Source organism: Streptomyces sp. NBC_00690 (assembly GCF_036226685.1).
Taxonomy (GTDB): Bacteria; Actinomycetota; Actinomycetes; order Streptomycetales; family Streptomycetaceae; genus Streptomyces.
In genome coordinates this window covers 4,910,602-4,926,340 of sequence record NZ_CP109009.1, presented here as the reverse complement: position 1 = coordinate 4,926,340, position 15,739 = coordinate 4,910,602, and the positions used below count along the sequence as shown (strand labels likewise).

15 protein-coding genes and 1 pseudogene are annotated in these 15,739 nt (G+C 68.3%); 7 read left to right on the top strand and 9 right to left on the bottom strand.

The window, feature by feature from the left end; translation table 11 throughout:
- Positions 1-120 precede the first annotated feature (120 nt).
- The 3 genes from OID54_RS21540 to OID54_RS21530 all read right to left on the bottom strand — a co-directional run bounded on the left by OID54_RS21540 (position 121) and on the right by OID54_RS21530 (position 2,845).
- Positions 121-1,089, bottom strand: a complete 969-nt coding sequence (locus tag OID54_RS21540; RefSeq protein ID WP_329021784.1) for an ABC transporter substrate-binding protein — start codon at positions 1,087-1,089, stop codon at positions 121-123.
- Positions 1,090-1,349: 260 nt separating this feature from the next.
- Entirely contained in the window at positions 1,350-2,060 is a 711-nt protein-coding gene (locus OID54_RS21535) for an ABC transporter permease (protein WP_329021782.1), read from the bottom strand.
- Entirely contained in the window at positions 2,060-2,845 is a 786-nt protein-coding gene (locus OID54_RS21530) for an ABC transporter permease (RefSeq protein ID WP_329027690.1), read from the bottom strand. Before OID54_RS21530 ends, OID54_RS21535 begins: the two co-directional genes overlap by 1 nt.
- 139 nt (positions 2,846-2,984) lie before the next feature.
- On the opposite strand from OID54_RS21530, the gene OID54_RS21525 reads away from it, so the two are divergent.
- The 7 genes and pseudogenes from OID54_RS21525 to OID54_RS39240 all read left to right on the top strand — a co-directional run.
- Positions 2,985-4,160: an ABC transporter ATP-binding protein gene (locus OID54_RS21525; protein WP_329021780.1), complete on the top strand. Its 1,176-nt coding sequence runs from the start codon at positions 2,985-2,987 to the stop codon at positions 4,158-4,160.
- Positions 4,161-4,266: 106 nt separating this feature from the next.
- Complete coding sequence (gene folP, locus OID54_RS21520) at positions 4,267-5,106, top strand: dihydropteroate synthase (protein WP_329021778.1); 840 nt, start codon at positions 4,267-4,269, stop codon at positions 5,104-5,106.
- Complete coding sequence (locus tag OID54_RS21515) at positions 5,103-5,561, top strand: nuclear transport factor 2 family protein (RefSeq protein WP_329021775.1); 459 nt, start codon at positions 5,103-5,105, stop codon at positions 5,559-5,561. Before folP ends, OID54_RS21515 begins: the two co-directional genes overlap by 4 nt.
- Before the next feature lie 240 nt (positions 5,562-5,801).
- Positions 5,802-6,161: a dihydroneopterin aldolase gene (gene folB, locus OID54_RS21510; RefSeq protein ID WP_329021774.1), complete on the top strand. Its 360-nt coding sequence runs from the start codon at positions 5,802-5,804 to the stop codon at positions 6,159-6,161.
- Positions 6,158-6,745 carry a 2-amino-4-hydroxy-6-hydroxymethyldihydropteridine diphosphokinase gene (folK, locus tag OID54_RS21505; protein WP_329021771.1) on the top strand — a complete coding sequence of 196 codons (588 nt, stop codon included), beginning with the start codon at positions 6,158-6,160 and terminating at the stop codon, positions 6,743-6,745. Before folB ends, folK begins: the two co-directional genes overlap by 4 nt.
- Positions 6,746-6,855: 110 nt before the next feature.
- Positions 6,856-7,350, top strand: a complete 495-nt coding sequence (locus OID54_RS21500) for a DUF3180 domain-containing protein (protein ID WP_329027688.1) — start codon at positions 6,856-6,858, stop codon at positions 7,348-7,350.
- Positions 7,351-7,587: 237 nt separating this feature from the next.
- Positions 7,588-7,695, top strand: a pseudogene (locus OID54_RS39240) (IS481 family transposase); the annotation flags it as partial.
- On the opposite strand, the gene folE reads toward OID54_RS39240, so the two are convergent.
- The 6 genes from folE to dacB form a co-directional block, all read right to left on the bottom strand.
- A complete protein-coding gene (folE, locus tag OID54_RS21495; protein WP_329021769.1) occupies positions 7,692-8,297 on the bottom strand; it encodes a GTP cyclohydrolase I FolE in 606 nt (201 codons plus the stop codon). The pseudogene OID54_RS39240 and the gene folE overlap by 4 nt on opposite strands.
- A 125-nt stretch (positions 8,298-8,422) precedes the next feature.
- Positions 8,423-10,453 (bottom strand): ATP-dependent zinc metalloprotease FtsH, encoded by a 2,031-nt coding sequence (ftsH, locus tag OID54_RS21490; RefSeq protein ID WP_329021767.1) that lies wholly within the window; start codon positions 10,451-10,453, stop codon positions 8,423-8,425.
- A 186-nt stretch (positions 10,454-10,639) separates the two neighbouring features.
- Positions 10,640-11,179 (bottom strand): hypoxanthine phosphoribosyltransferase, encoded by a 540-nt coding sequence (hpt, locus tag OID54_RS21485; protein WP_329027685.1) that lies wholly within the window; start codon positions 11,177-11,179, stop codon positions 10,640-10,642.
- Positions 11,180-11,352: 173 nt separating this feature from the next.
- A complete protein-coding gene (gene tilS, locus OID54_RS21480; RefSeq protein WP_329021764.1) occupies positions 11,353-12,546 on the bottom strand; it encodes a tRNA lysidine(34) synthetase TilS in 1,194 nt (397 codons plus the stop codon).
- Between the two features lie 269 nt (positions 12,547-12,815).
- Positions 12,816-13,946, bottom strand: a complete 1,131-nt coding sequence (locus OID54_RS21475) for a zinc-dependent metalloprotease (protein WP_329021762.1) — start codon at positions 13,944-13,946, stop codon at positions 12,816-12,818.
- 371 nt (positions 13,947-14,317) lie between these two features.
- Positions 14,318-15,721: a D-alanyl-D-alanine carboxypeptidase/D-alanyl-D-alanine endopeptidase gene (gene dacB / locus OID54_RS21470; protein ID WP_329021760.1), complete on the bottom strand. Its 1,404-nt coding sequence runs from the start codon at positions 15,719-15,721 to the stop codon at positions 14,318-14,320.
- Between the last annotated feature and the right edge of the window lie 18 nt (positions 15,722-15,739).

Genomic DNA, 15,739 nt, shown 5'->3' with positions numbered 1-15,739 from the left:
CTCTCGTCTTCTCTGGTGAACGTCCGATGTGGTTCACCCTCAACCTCAATGAGCTCAACCACCACTGTGGTCCCGGAGCTTTCAGTGCCTGACACAAAACCAGCTCCGGGACCCACTCTCCTAGGAGTTGAGCAGCCCCTTCGACTCCAGATACTCCCTGGCCGCGTCCTTCGGCTTCGCGCGCTCGGCGTCCACCTTGCGGTTCAACTCGGCCAGATCGGCGGTCGTCAGTACCTTCGTGAGCTTTCCGAGCGCCTCGGCTATCTCCGGGCTCCCCGCGTCCTTGGCATTGACCACGGGCAGGACGTTGTCCGCGTTCTGGAGTTTCTTGTCGTCTTCCAAGAGGACCAGTCCATCGAGCACGGCGTCCGTGGTCGTGGTGAGGGCGAGTTGCACGGTGCCGTCCCGCAACGCCTGCTTGGACTGCGGCGTCCCCACACCCTTGGGGTCGACCCCCGTGACGTCGATGCCGTACGTGGCCTTGAGACCGGGTGCACAGAACGGCCGGACCTCGCACTCGTCCCCGGCGGCTATCTTGACCTTCAGCTTCGACCTCCCGAGATCGGAAAGCGTCTTGAGGTCGTTCTTCTCGGCGAATTCCTTGCTCACCGCAAAGGTGTTCTGGTCGACGGCCTCACCCGGCGGAAGCACCTTCAGACCGCGTGGTTCGGCGAGCCGGGTGAGCGCGGCGACGGTTGCGTTCACATCGCTGGAGGCAACCGGCTTCTCCTCGGGCGCCTTCGGCCCGTTCACCTTTGCGTTGAGGAATTCCGCGATCGTCGCCGCATATTCCGGCACGATGTCGATCTCGCCCTTCTCCAGCGAGGGTTCGTACAGTTCGCGGTTCTTCACGGTGGTGATCGACGTCTTGTATCCGACGTCGGCGAGGGCCTGGGCATACAACTCGGCCAGGACCTTCGCCTCGGTGAACGAGGCGGCGCCGATGGTCAGGGAGCCCTTCTTGCCCGAGCCGGCGCCCTTCTGGTCACCCTCCGACTTCTCCAGGCTGTCACCGCCACAAGCGGCGAGCGAACCCACCAGGGCCGCCACGGCCAGTACCGCTCCCGCCGTACGAGAGGTCTTGCGCATCGGGGTCTCCTCCAAGGAGTCACGGGGTCTTATCGCGTATCGCATATCGAGGGCGAGGGGATGGGGCGAAGAGGATGGGGCGAAGGGCGAGGTCGAGGCGTGCCACCGGACATCGCGGAGGTGGCGGGCGCTGCTGGGACGCGTCATCCACCGACCACGGCTTGCGCGACGACTGACCAGCGCTGGTCACGCTGCCGGCTCGCCACGGGCTGCTCTGGCCCGCCATGGCTCCTCTGACCCTGTCGGACGCTGGTGGGTGCTCAGACGGCGGAAGGCACCGGACCCGACTCCTTCCGCTGCCCCTGTGCGGGCTTCCGCAGGGGGTTCAACAACCGATCCGCCGCCACCAGCACCGCTTCCACCAGCAGTGCCAGACCGGCCGCGAGGAGTGCTCCGGCCACCACCTGTGCGGTGTCGTAGGTGTTGAAGCCCGCGGTGATGATCCGCCCCAACCCGCCCTGGCCGACCATGGAAGCGATCGTGGCGGTCGCCACCACCTGCACGGCTGCCGAACGCAGACCGGTCATCAACAGGGGATAGGCCAAGGGGAGCTCCACCCGGAAGAAGAGCTGCCAGCCGGACATCCCCATGCCGCGGGCGGCCTCCACCACCGCACGGTCCACCTCTCGCATCCCCACATACGCATTGGTCAGCAGCGGGGGCACCGCGAACAGCACCAGGGCAATGATCGTCGGTGCATAGCCCGCCGTACGCAGCGGTGTGAGCATGAACAAGGCGAGCACGGCGAACACCGGTATCGCCCGGCCGGCGTTGGACACGTTGATCGCGAGTGCTCCCCCTCGCCCGAGATGACCGAGCCAGAGAGCGAGAGGTAGGGCGATGGCGCAGGCCAGCACGAGGGCGATCCCGCTCACGTACACATGCTCCCCCAGCCGGTGCCAAGCACCGCTGTCCCCCTCCCAATTCGCCCCGGTGGTGAGCCATGTCCAGGCGTCGGCGAGCACTCCCATCAGTTCGCCCCTTCAACGGCGTGCGCTTCTTCTCGCCGTGCCCCGAGTCGCGCCGCGCCATGCCCCGCCGGCGGTATTCGTTCCCGGGAATGCGCCTCTGAGGTGGTGTCCCGTGCCTTGGGCGTGCGCGTCCACGGCGTGAGCAGTCGTTGCATCCCCAGCAGCAGGAGATCGGCCGTCACCGCCAGCAGCACACAGAGCACGGACGCGGTCAGCACCTGCGCCTTGAACGTCGTCTGCACTCCGTCGTCGATGAGATTGCCCAGTCCGCCCTTGCCGACCAGCGCACCGACGGTCGTCAGGGCCACCGTGGAGACCGTCGCGATCCGCAGCCCGGCCATCACAGCGGGCAGCGCCAGGGGCAGTTCGACCTCCCACAGGAGTCGGACCGGGCCGTAGCCCATGCCTCGGGCGGCTTCCCGCGCCTCGGCGGGCACCGCCGCAAGGCCGGCCAGGATGTTCCGGACCAAGATGGTCAGCGAGTAGAGCACGAGACCCGTGACGACCAGCGCCGACGACAGTCCGAAGACCGGTAGGAGCAACGAGAACATCGCCAGCGACGGAATCGTGTAGAGCAAAGTCGTGAGCCCGAGCACCGCCCCTGCGAAGGCGGGCTTGGCGCGGGCGAGGAGGGCCAGGGGGAACGCCACCACGAGTCCTATGACGACCGATGCCACGGTGATCCACAGATGCTCGACCGTCGCATCCGTCAACTCCTGGCTGCGGCTGCGGAGATACTCCCCGCAGATCCAGTCATTGGCCGCCAGACAGCCCTGAGCGGCCAGCCGCATACTCATGTTCCCCTCCTCCCCATCCACGCCGAACGTATGTCTGCCGACCATAACCTTGGCCACTGACAATCGTCCGAGAGCGTCATAGACCGGCAACACGGCCTTCACACAGCACCCGCCACAAGAGGGAACCATGATCCTTTTCGAGAACGTCACCAAGCGCTACCCGGACGGGACCACCGCCGTGGACAACCTGTCGTTCGAGGTGGCCCAGGGCGAACTGGTCACCCTGGTCGGCCCGTCCGGCTGCGGCAAGACCACGACGATGAAGATGGTCAACCGCCTCATCGAACCGACCAGCGGGCGGATATCCGTGGACGGCGAGGACATCTCCACCGTCGATCCGGTCACCCTGCGCCGCCGCATCGGCTACGTCATCCAGCAGGTCGGCCTCTTCCCCCACAAGACCGTTCTGGAGAACACCGCGACCGTGCCCCATCTGCTCGGTTGGCAGCGGTCGAAGGCCCGGGCCCGGGCCGCCGAACTGCTGGACCTAGTGGGTCTCGACCCATCCGTCTACGGGGACCGCTACCCGGAGCAGCTCTCCGGCGGCCAGCGCCAACGCGTCGGAGTGGCCAGGGCACTGGCCGCCGATCCGCCCGTCCTGCTCATGGACGAGCCGTTCGGCGCCGTGGACCCCGTGGTGCGCGAGCACCTCCAGAACGAGTTCCTCAAGCTCCAGTCGCAGGTCCGCAAGACCGTCCTGTTCGTGACCCACGACATCGAGGAGGCCGTGCGACTCGGCGACCGCATCGCCGTCTACGGACAGGGCAGGATCGAGCAGTTCGACGCCCCGGCAGCGGTGCTCGGCACCCCGGCCACCTCGTACGTCGCGGACTTCGTGGGCGCCGACCGCGGCCTCAAGCGCCTGTCGGTGACCCCCATCGAGGAGGGCGATCTGGAGCAGCCCCCGATCGTGCGCCTCGATGATCCGCTGCCCGGCGAACTCGGCGCCCGCTGGGCCGTCGTCCTCGACGGTTCTGGTCATCTGCACGGCTGGCTCTCCGCCGAGCACGCACGCGACGCCGCGGTCGGGTCGACGACGGTGCGCGAGCGCGCGCGTCGGATGGATGCCCGGCTACCGCTGGGCGCTTCGCTCAAGCAGGCGTTCGCCACGATGTTGCAGCACGACGCGGGGTGGATCGCGGTCGTCGACGGGGAGTCGGAACGCTTCCTCGGGGTCCTCACCCCGGGGAAGCTCCATGAGGCGCTGCGGCGCTCCATCGACGCCGATGCCCAGGACCTTCCCCGTACCGCGGTCGCACTGGACTCGATCGGTACGGTCCCCACCGGTCCCGAGCGGCCGTGACGGGACAAGGACCGGCTCGTATCGCAGGACGCGTCACGGGCCACTGCCCGCAGGTGGAGCGGCACCGGAGGCCGCGACTGTCGGCCGGCGGGCCTAGGCTGGACGTATGAGTACGTTGCGCGGGTTGCCGGAGTGGGGTCGCTGTGCGGTCATGGGAGTCGTCAATGTGACACCCGACTCCTTCTCGGACGGCGGTCGCTGGTTCGACACCACCGCCGCGGTCAAACGCGGCCTGGACCTCGTCGCCGACGGAGCCGATCTCGTCGATGTCGGCGGTGAGTCCACCCGCCCCGGTGCCAGCAGGGTCGACGAGGAGGAAGAGCTGCGCCGCGTCGTCCCCGTCGTGCGCGGCCTGGTCGCCGAAGGCGCCACCGTCTCCGTGGACACCATGCGGGCCCGGGTGGCCGCCGAGGCGGTCGCCGCCGGCGCAGCCCTCGTCAACGACGTCAGCGGGGGGCTCGCCGACCCCGAGATGGTTCCAGCGGTCGCCGCCGCGGAGGTGCCCTTCGTCGTGATGCACTGGCGGGGCTTCAGCCACGACATGAACAGCCGAGCGGTCTACGAGGACGTGGTCGCCGAGGTCACCGCTGAGCTGCGCAGCCGTATGGAGGCCGTGGTCGACGGCGGCATCCACCCCGATCGCATCGTCATCGATCCCGGCCTGGGCTTCGCCAAGGAGGCCGCGCACGATCTGGCGCTGGTGGCCCACCTCCGTGATCTTCGGAGCCTCGGTCGCCCCCTGCTGGTCGCCGCCTCCCGGAAGCGTTTCCTCGGCCATGTACTGGCCAAGGACGGCACACCACCCCGCGCCAGGGAACGGGACGCGGCCACCGCCGCGGTCTCCGCCATAGCCGCCCACGAGGGCGCCTGGGCCGTACGGGTCCATGAGGTGCATGCCACCGCCGACGCCGTACGGGTCGCGCACGCCGTCGAGGCCGCCCGGTGAGCCGTACCGACATCGAGTTGGTCGAAGAGGCCAACACCACGTTCTACGAAACGATGGAGCGAGGGGACTTCCAGGCCCTCTCCGATCTCTGGCTGGACGACCAGATCTCCTGTATCCACCCCGGCTGGCCCGTGCTCTCGGGCCGGGGCGAAGTGCTGCGTTCCTATGCACTGATCATGGCCAACACCGAGTACATCCAGTTCTTCCTGACCGATGTGCAGGTGAGCCTCGCCGGTGACACCGCACTCGTCACCTGCACGGAGAACATCCTCAGCGGAGGGCCGGCGGAGGAAAGCGGCGAGCTGGGACCGCTCGTGGGTCAGCTGGTGGTCGCCACGAACGTCTTCCGCCGCACGCCGGAGGGATGGCGGATCTGGTCGCATCATGGCTCGCCCGTCCTCACCGAGAGCGACGACGAGGAGACGGGTGGGGACGACGAGGAGTCCCCGGCCTAGCAACGCCTCCCGCTCAGTGGTCGCCGACCCCATGAACGACATGAACGACGACCGATGCGCCCCGTCCTGAGGTTTGGCCGATCATGCCCCGGGCAAACGCTCGATCCAGCCGCCAGCAGCCCCGCCACCGCACCCCGTGAGCGAATGGTGTCAGTGGTCGCAGGTAGATTCGAATGGGGACACGGACTGCTCAGCAGCGGTCCGCTGCCCGTCAGACCTACGACAGCAGGAGTGATTCGCGTGGATCGTGTCGCGCTGCGCGGCCTCAAGGCCCGCGGGCACCATGGCGTCTTCCCTCGGGAGCGCGAGGAGGGGCAGACCTTCATCGTCGATCTGGTGCTCAGCCTCGACACCCGCCCCGCAGCGGCCGACGACGACCTCGCGAAGACCGTGCACTACGGCGTCGTGGCCGAGGAGGTCGTGGCGGTCGTCGAGGGCGAGCCCGTCGACCTCATCGAAACCCTGGCCGAGCGCATCGCCCGAACCTGTCTCAAACACGACGGCGTCGAAGAGGTCGAGGTGGTGGTCCACAAACCGGACGCACCGATCACGGTGCCCTTCGACGATGTCACCATCACCATCACCCGGAGCCGAGTATGAGCGACCCCACCGTGCAGCCGGTTCCGGCTTCCGTCGTCGAGCAGGTGGACGCGGCAGACACCACCCTGTCCAACCCCAAGCGGGCCGTGATCTCCCTCGGCTCGAACCTGGGCAACCGCTTGGAGACCCTCCAGGGCGCGATCGACGCCTTGGAGGACACCCCCGGGGTCCGTGTCAAAGCCGTCTCCCCGGTGTACGAGACCGAACCCTGGGGTGTGGACCCCGGCTCGCAGCCGTCCTACTTCAATGCGGTGGTGGTGCTGAAGACGACCCTGCCGCCGGTGTCCCTCCTGGAGCGCGGACAGGCCATCGAGGAGGCGTTCGACCGGGTTCGCGAGGAGCGTTGGGGCCCGCGGACCATAGACGTCGACATCGTCACGTACGCAGACGTCGAGTCGGACGATCCTGCGCTCACCCTGCCCCACCCACGGGCCCACCAGCGGGCCTTCGTGCTGGCTCCCTGGCTCGAAGTCGACCCGGAGGCTCAGTTGCCGGGCCATGGTCCGGTGGCGGGGCTGCTGCAGGGCGTGGGCCAGAGCGGTGTGCTCGCCCGCACCGATCTGGAACTTCGGCTGCCGGAGTAGTCGTTAGGCTCTTGCGTTGAAGGTGCGCTCCACCGTGCACCTTCGCATGATCTTTTGCAGGTGGGACGGCAAGGTTGGGACGGCAAGGTGAGGAAGGGCGTGCTCTCTCGGTGAAGCAACTACGGCTCGGAGTGCTGGCCGGTCTCTTCGTCGGTGCCGGCGTGCTGTCCTGGGCCGGCGCCCGCCTCTGGGAGTCCTTCGGCAGTCTGCCGAGCGTCCCCCTGGCCGCTCCCATCGTGCTCGCCGCGATCGCCGCCGTACTGACGGCCACGGCGCTGTCCCTGCGTTCCCGACTGAAGGCCCAGCGGGAGCGCCGGCCAGGAGCCAAGGGAGTGGAACCGCTGATGGCCGCGCGAGCGGTGGTCTTCGGCCAGGCGAGTGCCTTGGTCGCGGCGCTGGTGAGCGGGATGTACGGGGGGACCGGAGTGTTCCTGCTGGGCTCGCTGGACATTCCGTCCCGACGGGACCAGGCGATCTACGCGGGGTTCTCCGTCGTGGCCGGGATCGCGGTGATCGCAGCGGCGTTCTTCCTGGAGCGGGTGTGCCGCCTCCCCGACGACAGCGATCCCGGCAGCAGCACCGGGCCGGGCCCGGCGCACGCCTAGACTCCACCAATCTTCGGTGGATTCAGCCTCACCCCACCGAAGAGTGGGACCCTGGCCCCACCGGGGAACGACAAGGCACCGCCCGAGCCGCTAGCAGGGCCCTGCCACAAGCCGCCACGCCCCTGAGACGCCCCTTGGCCCTGCTCCCCCGCTACCCCCGGACACGTGGCCCCCGAACCCAATGCCCCGGATCTGCGGCCTTGCAGCGCCCTGGTCGAGCGGGACCGAGCACTCTAGGCCCTGGCAGACTTCCTCCACACCGACAACCACCACCGCAGCCACACCGCACTCGGCGGACACCCGCCCATCAGCCGCGTCAATAACGTTGAGGGTCAATACACCTAGCGGGCCATGATCAGAGTCATGGCCTCATTACGGGTCGCGGGGTCCCGCAGCTGCCCCCGGACCGCCGAGGTGATCGTTTTTGCACCCGGTTTGCGGACTCCTCGCATCGTCATGCACATGTGCTCGCACTCGACCACCACGATGACCCCGCGCGGCTCCAGGATCTCCATGAGCGAGTCCGCGATCTGCGTGGTCAACCGTTCCTGCACCTGCGGACGGCGAGCGAACACGTCCACCAGCCGGGCCAGCTTGGACAGGCCCGTGATCTTCCCGTCGCTGGAGGGGATGTAGCCGACGTGCGCCACCCCGACGAACGGGACCAGATGGTGCTCACAGCTGCTCATGACTTCGATGTCCTTGACCAGGACCATCTCGTCATGGCCAAGGTCGAACGTCGTGGTGAGCACATCGCGGGGCTTCTGCCACAGACCTGCGAAGATCTCCCGATAGGCCCGGGCAACCCGCGCAGGGGTCTCCCGCAGACCCTCTCGGTCCGGGTCCTCCCCAACCGCGATGAGCAACTCGCGTACGGCGTTCTCGGCTCGTTTCTCGTCGAAATCACCGGTCGTACCTTCGCCGTCCAGCGTCACCGGGTCGGTCATGTGTGCCTCGTTCCTCTTGCTCTGGCCTGCGGTCATACAAATGCCGCGTCCCCCCAGGCTAAAACCTGGGGGGACGCGGCAGCCATCCTGGAAGCGGTGTGATCAGAGCGACACCGCCCCTGACCTCAGCTCTCCGGACGCTCTTCCGGTGCCGCTTCGACATTCGGTGCGGCTTCGGTGGGTGTCGAGCCGTTCCCCGCCACCGCCCCGTTGGCGCCGTTGGTCAGCGCCAACTCCTTCGGCGAGAGCACCGGAGGACGCGTCGAAGGCGTACGACGGGAGGAACCGGTCCACGCCGGGCGAGCCGGACGCTTCACGATCGTCGCGAAGACCTCCGCGATCTGTTCCTTGCCCAGCGTCTCCTTCTCCAGCAGTTCGAGAACGAGGTTGTCGAGGACGTCACGATTCTCGACGAGAATTTCCCACGCTTCGTTGTGCGCGGTCTCGATGAGCTTCTTGACCTCTTCGTCGACCAGTGCCGCGACCTCTTCGGAGTAATCCCGCTGGTGCGACATCTCCCGGCCCAGGAAGGGCTCGGTGTTGTCGCCACCGAACTTGATCGCGCCGAGCCGCTCGGTCATGCCGTACTGCGTGACCATCGCGCGGGCCGTTGTCGTGGCCTTCTCGATGTCGTTCGCAGCGCCGGTGGTCGGGTCGTGGAACACGAGCTCCTCGGCCGCGCGCCCGCCCAGCATGTAGGCCAGCTGGTCGAGCATCTCGTTGCGCGTGGTCGAGTACTTGTCCTCTTCCGGCAGGACCATGGTGTAACCCAGGGCCCGACCACGGGAGAGGATCGTGATCTTGTGTACCGGGTCGGAGTTCGGTGAAGCCGCCGCGACCAGGGCGTGACCGCCCTCGTGGTACGCGGTGATCTTCTTCTCCTTGTCCGACATGATGCGAGTCCGCTTCTGCGGGCCCGCGACCACACGGTCGATCGCCTCGTCCAGCGCGTGATTGTCGATCAGCTTCTTGTCGCCACGTGCGGTGAGCAGCGCGGCTTCGTTCAGCACGTTCGCCAAGTCAGCACCGGTGAAACCGGGCGTACGCCGGGCGACAGCGCCCAGGTCCACGTCCGGAGCGACCGGCTTGCCCTTCTGGTGAACCTTGAGGATCTCCAGACGGCCCTGCATGTCCGGACGGTCGACCGCGATCTGCCGGTCGAAACGGCCGGGCCGCAGCAGCGCCGGGTCGAGGATGTCAGGGCGGTTGGTGGCGGCGATCAGGATGACGCCACCCTTCACATCGAAACCGTCCATCTCGACGAGGAGCTGGTTGAGCGTCTGCTCCCGCTCGTCGTGCCCACCGCCGAGACCGGCGCCACGGTGCCGCCCGACGGCGTCGATCTCATCGACGAAGACGATCGCCGGAGCGTTCGCCTTCGCCTGCTCGAAGAGGTCGCGCACTCGGGAAGCACCGACACCGACGAACATCTCGACGAAGTCGGAGCCGGAGATCGAGTAGAACGGAACGCCGGCCTCACCGGCGACGGCACGGGCGAGCAACGTCTTGCCCGTACCGGGCGGGCCGTACAGCAGCACGCCCTTGGGAATCTTGGCGCCGACCGCCTGGAACTTGGCCGGCTCCTGGAGGAACTCCTTGATCTCGTGGAGTTCCTCGACGGCCTCGTCGGACCCCGCCACATCGGCGAAGGTCGTCTTCGGAGTGTCCTTGGTGATCAGCTTGGCCTTGGACTTCCCGAAGTTCATGACTCGGGAGCCGCCGCCCTGCATCTGGTTCATCAGGAACAGGAAGACCACGACGATCAGCACGAAGGGCAGCAGCGAGAGCAGCACCGAGATGAACGGGCTCTGCTTCGACGGCGAGACGGTGTATCCGTCCTCGATGTCACCGGCCTCGTACTTCGCCTGAAGCTTGTCGGCGAGATCGGCACCCTGGGTGCCGATGTAGCTCGCCTGGATCTTGTTGCTGCCCTTGACCTTGACGTCGTCCTTGAGGTCGACCTTGATGATCTGCTCGTCGCCGGTGGTCAGCTTGACCGAGTCGACCTGGTTCTTGTCGATCGCCTGGACGACCTGGCCGGTGTCCACTGTCTTGTAGCCGCCGGACGAGCCGACGACATTCATCAACACGACCACGGCGAGGACGGCCAGCACGATCCACATGACCGGCCCACGGAAGTATCGCTTCACGTCCATCCATACGGAGCGGATTCGCCCCGTCCCTCCTGCCCGTAGGTAAATGCTGCTGTGAGAAAAGACTGTTCTTCGGACGGTACCCCAGCATCGCCACCGTGACCGCACGGTACGGCTGACAAACCCGCCCTCCCATGCTCCAACGGCGCGAGACGGGCCATGGTTCCCGTTAGCCCCGCCCCTCCTGGCTCAGCCGCCGTAAACGTGGGGCGCGAGCGTACCGACGAAGGGGAGATTGCGGTACTTCTCCGAGTAATCAAGCCCATACCCAACGACGAACTCGTTCGGAATGTCGAACCCGATCCACTTCACGTCGATCGCGACCTTCGCCGCGTCCGGCTTGCGCAGCAGCGTGCAGACCTCGATGGAGGCCGGCTCGCGCGAGCCGAGGTTGGAGAGCAGCCAGGACAGGGTGAGCCCGGAGTCGATGATGTCCTCGACGATCAGGACGTGCTTGCCCTTGATGTCGGTGTCGAGGTCCTTGAGGATGCGGACGACGCCGGAGGACTGGGTACCCGCGCCGTAGGACGACACGGCCATCCAGTCCATGGTGACGGCGCTGGAAAGGGACCGTGCCAGGTCCGCCATCACCATCACTGCGCCCTTGAGGACACCGACGAGAAGCAGATCCTTGCCCGCGTACTCAGCGTCGATCTTCGCGGCGAGCTCCGTCAGCTTCGCGTCGATCTCTTCCTTGGTGATGAGCACCGACTGAAGGTCGGTGCCCATGTCCTTCTCGTTCACGCGGTCGCTTTCTTTCGAGCGGGTTCCGGGGCTGCCCCGGTTCAGCACGGCCTGGCGATCCGGGGTCCGGGCGTGTCCGCGGGCCCAGCGCGGTGCATGCCTGGGCTCAGGGAGCGTTCCCGGGTGACCTCAGCAGCTGTGCTTGTGCCGCGACTGCGTCAGCCTTGCCGAATGACAAGTCTGCCACTCTGCCGGCGCGCCTCGACGCGGCCGGGCAGATTGATGCCCCCCTGACCCCGCCAACCGGTGATGAGCCGATCGACTTCCTCGATGTGACGGGCGAAGAGCGAGCCGGCTGGCGCGCCCGCTTCGATCACGGCCCGCCGCAACACCCGGCGCCGGACGGCGGGCGGCAGGGCGTAGAGCTTGGCGCATTCCAGTTGGCCGCTGTCGTCCCGTACGGATGCCTCCGCATCGGCGGCCCAACTGTCGAGGGCGTCCGCGTCGTCACGGGAGAGTTGCGCGGTGCGTGCCAGGGCTTCGACGACGCCCTTGCCCAACGCCTTCTCCAGGGCGGGCAGGCCCTCGTGACGCAGTCGGGAGCGGGTGTACGCGGGGTCGGCGTTGTGGGGGTCGTCCCAGACGGGCAGCGACTGGACCATGCACGCCTTGCGGGCGGTCTGCCGGTCGATGTGGAGGAAGGGGCGGCGGTAGCGCCCGTAGGAGCCGGAGACGGCCGCCATTCCGGAGAGCGAGCGGATACCGGAACCGCGAGCGAGACCCAGCAGGACGGTTTCCGCTTGGTCGTCGCGGGTGTGACCGAGGAGCACGGCGGCGGCGCCGTGGCGTTCGGCGGCTTCGTCGAGGGCTGCGTAGCGGGCGTCCCGGGCGGCGGCTTCGGGGCCGCCTTCGCGCCCCACTTCCACGGTGACCGCTTCGACGGGGTCGAGTCCCATCGAGGAGAGCCGGACCGCCACCTCGGCGGCACGCAGGTCGGAACCGTCCTGGAGGCCGTGGTCGACGGTGATGCCGCCGGCGCGGACGGAGAGTTTGCGGGCCTCGAAGGCGAGTGCGGAGGCGAGGGCCATCGAATCGGCGCCACCGGAGCAGGCGACGAGCACGAGGGGCAGCTGTCCGGCGGGGGTGGCACAGCCGGGATGGAACGGGGCCTGGTCGCGGGACCCCGAGCCGAAGGAGCCGGAGCGCGCCGCGGGGCTCGCGGCTCCGGAGGGCGCCGCCGGCACAGAGGCGGTGGCACAGGCGGCAGCAGCCGCGTGGCTCAGGCGCGTCGCACGCTCGGCGGGTTGGGCGGGGGTGCCCTGCGCGAGGTGGGAGGAGTATTCGTTGAGTACGTCGTGGAGTACGCGGCGGACCGCCAGGCGTATCGCCGCGACCGCTGGATGGGGACCCATGTCCGGTGCCCTTCGTGGAGAGGATGGGGGGTGCCTCGGTCGAGTCGGAGCGGGAGCTTCGGAGCTTCGAGGTCTGATGTTTCGGTGGTTCTGAGACTCGAACGCTTCCGAGTGGGAGAAAGTCACTCAGAGTGCGTCGATGGTGACAGAACCGAGCCGTTCCCCGAGCATCGCACGCCTATCTACGGGCTACGGTCCCTCGGATGGGTGATGCTGCGCCCTCCGGGGGGCGTCCCCCGACCCCCTGAGGGCGCACAGCCCTCCGCCGCCTAGGAGTCTGCCTTTCGATGCACCCGCGCAACCCAGTCGGCGGGTTTGGCGATCTCCAACTTGGTCGGGAGGGTGTTGGGAGAGGTCCAGACCCGGTTGAAGCCGTCCATGCCCACCTCCTCCACAACGGCCCTGACGAAGCGCTCTCCGTCGCGGTACTGGCGCAGCTTCGCATCGAGGCCCAGGAGCTTGCGGAGCGCTTGGTCGAGTCGACTCGCTCCGCGCGCCCTGCGCTGTTGGAACTTCTCCCGGATCTCGGCCACCGACGGCACCACGGCCGGGCCCACGCCGTCCATCACGAAGTCCGCGTGCCCTTCGAGCAGCGACATCACGGCGGTGAGCCGGCCGAGGATCTCCCGCTGTGCCGGGGTCTGGACCAGTTCCACGATGGAGCGTCCGCCGTCGTCCCGCTCGCCTTCGGGACGTGCCCCCGACAGTGATTGGGCGGCCTCACGGAGGCGTTCCAGGACCGTCATCGGGTCCATCTCCGTCTCTCCGAGGAAGGACTGGATCTCCCCTTGCAGATGGTCGCGCAGCCAGGGCACTCCAGTGAACTGCGTGCGGTGGGTCTCCTCGTGCAGGCAGACCCAGAGCCGGAAGTCATGGGGGTCGACGTCGAGTTCCCGCTCGACGTGCACGATGTTGGGGGCGACCAGCAGGAGCCGTCCACCACCGTTGGCACCTGCTGGCAGATCACGGGTGGCCGGCGCGAAGGTCTCGTACTGGCCGAGGACCCGGGAGGCGAGGAAGGACAGCAGCATCCCCAACTCGACACCGGTGACCTTGCCCCCCACTGCGCCCAGCACCGCGCCGCCGGGGCCGCCTGAGCGGCGGTCCTGCATCTTTTCCAACAGGGGTTTCAGCAGTTCGCGGAAGCCCGCGACGTTCGCCTTGATCCAGCCGGCCCGGTCCACCACCAGGACGGGGGTGTCCTCGGGCTGATGGCTCTCGGGGATCATCCGGGTGAAGCCCCGCACATGTTCTTCGGAGGCTTTTGCGTGTCGCCTTAGCTCGGCGACGACCGCACGCGCCTCGTCCTTGCTCACGTCAGGCCCTGGCCGCACGAGGCGGGTCGCGGTCGCCACCGCGAGATTCCAGTCGACCATCTCGGCACCACCGATGCTCGTCATGCGTCAACCGTACGTGGTGGGTCCGGGCTGCGGTGAGGTGATGAAAGCCGCCTGGTGGAACGGGTGAGCGGCGGCGGGAGCGGATCGGCCGCGGTGGGACGCGGGCGGTTCGGCCGACCGGGGGCCGTGCCGGTGGGGCGGGATCGGTCCGGCAGAAGGCTTCAGCCCCATGCAACCGACACAGGCACAGGCATAGACACAGGTATAGACACCGGCACGGGCACCGGCACCGGCACCGCGGGGCGTACGTGCACCCGGCGGTGGGGCGCAGTCCCCGGCTCCCCCTGGGTGTCCATGCCTGTTGACGCCTGTTGACGCCTGTTGACGCCTGTTGATGCCTGTTGATGGTTCACCGCAAGCACGACGAAGCGCTACGAGATGAGGGCCGTCGCAAGCCGGTCGAGCACCGGTTGGGCCTCGTCGCGGGAAGGGGTCTTGCCAGCGAGGAAGGCGAAGGCCAGGAGCCGACCGTCGGCGGAGACCACCGTTCCGGCCAGTGAGCTCACACCGGTGAGCGTCCCCGTTTTGGCGCGAACCAGCCCTGTCCCCGGGGATGCGTCCGCGTAACGGGATTCGAGCGTCCCACTGAATCCGGCGATGGGCAGGCCCGTGAGGACCGATCGCAATTCGGGCTTCGAGGGATCGGCCGCTCGGCTGAGCAGTGCGGTCAGGAGGCGCGCGGAGACCCTGGCGGAACGGTCGAGTCCGCTGCCGTCGGTCAACCGTGCCCCCGTCAGGGGCAGGCCGAGGCCGGCCAATCGCTGGTGCACCGCACGTCCGCCACCGGCGAAGCTCGCCTCATGTCGGGAGGCGAGCGCGGTCTGTCGGGCGAGTGCCTCCGCGAGGTCGTTGTCGCTGTCGGTCAACATCCGCTCGACCAGGGCGGAGAGCGGGGCGGACATCACGCGCGCCACGGGTTCGGCCGTACGGGGCACCACGGTGGCGGCCGGCTTGGTGATCACCCGGATCCCGCGCGCCTCCAGCAGTTGTTCGAAGGCCCGGGCCGCGGCGCCCGCGGGGTCGGCGACCCGTTCCGAGTCGCCGGTCGCGGTGGGGTCCTTGCGCCCCTGGTCGACCATGAGCGCGGTGACGGGCGCCAGGTTGCCGTTCTTGCCGATGCGGTGTCGGACCGGCCCCCGGTAGAGGGACTTGTCGTAGGTGAGCCGCACCGCCGTCGCAGACCGCTGGCGCAAAACGGTGGCGGCACGGTCGGCGAGAGTGGCGAGGGCGGACTGGCTCAGAGTGGCATCACCGCCCCCGACGAGGGTCAACTCCCGACCGTCGGCGGAGAGCACCGCGGTGGTGGGGATGCGGTGATCGGGCCCCAACGCGGCCAGGGCGGCAACGGCGGTGGCGACCTTGACGGTGGATGCGGGCGCCATCGGTTTGGCCGCGTCCTGCCCGAAGACCTGTCGTCCGGTGGAGACATCGACGACGCTGGCCGCACGCAGCGGTCCGAGACCGGGATCGCGCAGGAGGGTGCCCAACTCCTTGCCGAGGCCGACGACGGGCTTCCCGTCGGCCGGCCCGGTGGTGGCTCGAACGGTACCGATCGCGGTGAGCACACCGGGTGCGCTGGGGGCGGGTGCGGGCCGTTGGTCGACCGGTTGGCGGTGATCTGCGCCACCTGACGTACTCCGTGCAGCCGCCCACTGCTTTTCGGCCTTACGCTGGCCGGAGTCCCAGGGACCGGCCGCGGCCACCGCCCCGGCGGCGAGGGCCAACCCCACCACGGCGGCGCCCGCGGCGAGCTGCCACGTCCTGAGCACCGGCACCTCGACCAGCCCCTTTCG

Coding starts and splice junctions, on each gene's coding strand:
- OID54_RS21540 (WP_329021784.1), bottom strand. CDS start 1,089: ATGCGCAAGACCTCTCGTACGGCGGGAGCGGTACTGGCCGTGGCGGCC.
- OID54_RS21535 (WP_329021782.1), bottom strand. CDS start 2,060: ATGGGAGTGCTCGCCGACGCCTGGACATGGCTCACCACCGGGGCGAAT.
- OID54_RS21525 (WP_329021780.1), top strand. CDS start 2,985: ATGATCCTTTTCGAGAACGTCACCAAGCGCTACCCGGACGGGACCACC.
- folP (WP_329021778.1), top strand. CDS start 4,267: ATGAGTACGTTGCGCGGGTTGCCGGAGTGGGGTCGCTGTGCGGTCATG.
- folK (WP_329021771.1), top strand. CDS start 6,158: ATGAGCGACCCCACCGTGCAGCCGGTTCCGGCTTCCGTCGTCGAGCAG.
- folE (WP_329021769.1), bottom strand. CDS start 8,297: ATGACCGACCCGGTGACGCTGGACGGCGAAGGTACGACCGGTGATTTC.
- ftsH (WP_329021767.1), bottom strand. CDS start 10,453: ATGGACGTGAAGCGATACTTCCGTGGGCCGGTCATGTGGATCGTGCTG.
- hpt (WP_329027685.1), bottom strand. CDS start 11,179: ATGGGCACCGACCTTCAGTCGGTGCTCATCACCAAGGAAGAGATCGAC.
- tilS (WP_329021764.1), bottom strand. CDS start 12,546: ATGGGTCCCCATCCAGCGGTCGCGGCGATACGCCTGGCGGTCCGCCGC.
- OID54_RS21475 (WP_329021762.1), bottom strand. CDS start 13,946: ATGACGAGCATCGGTGGTGCCGAGATGGTCGACTGGAATCTCGCGGTG.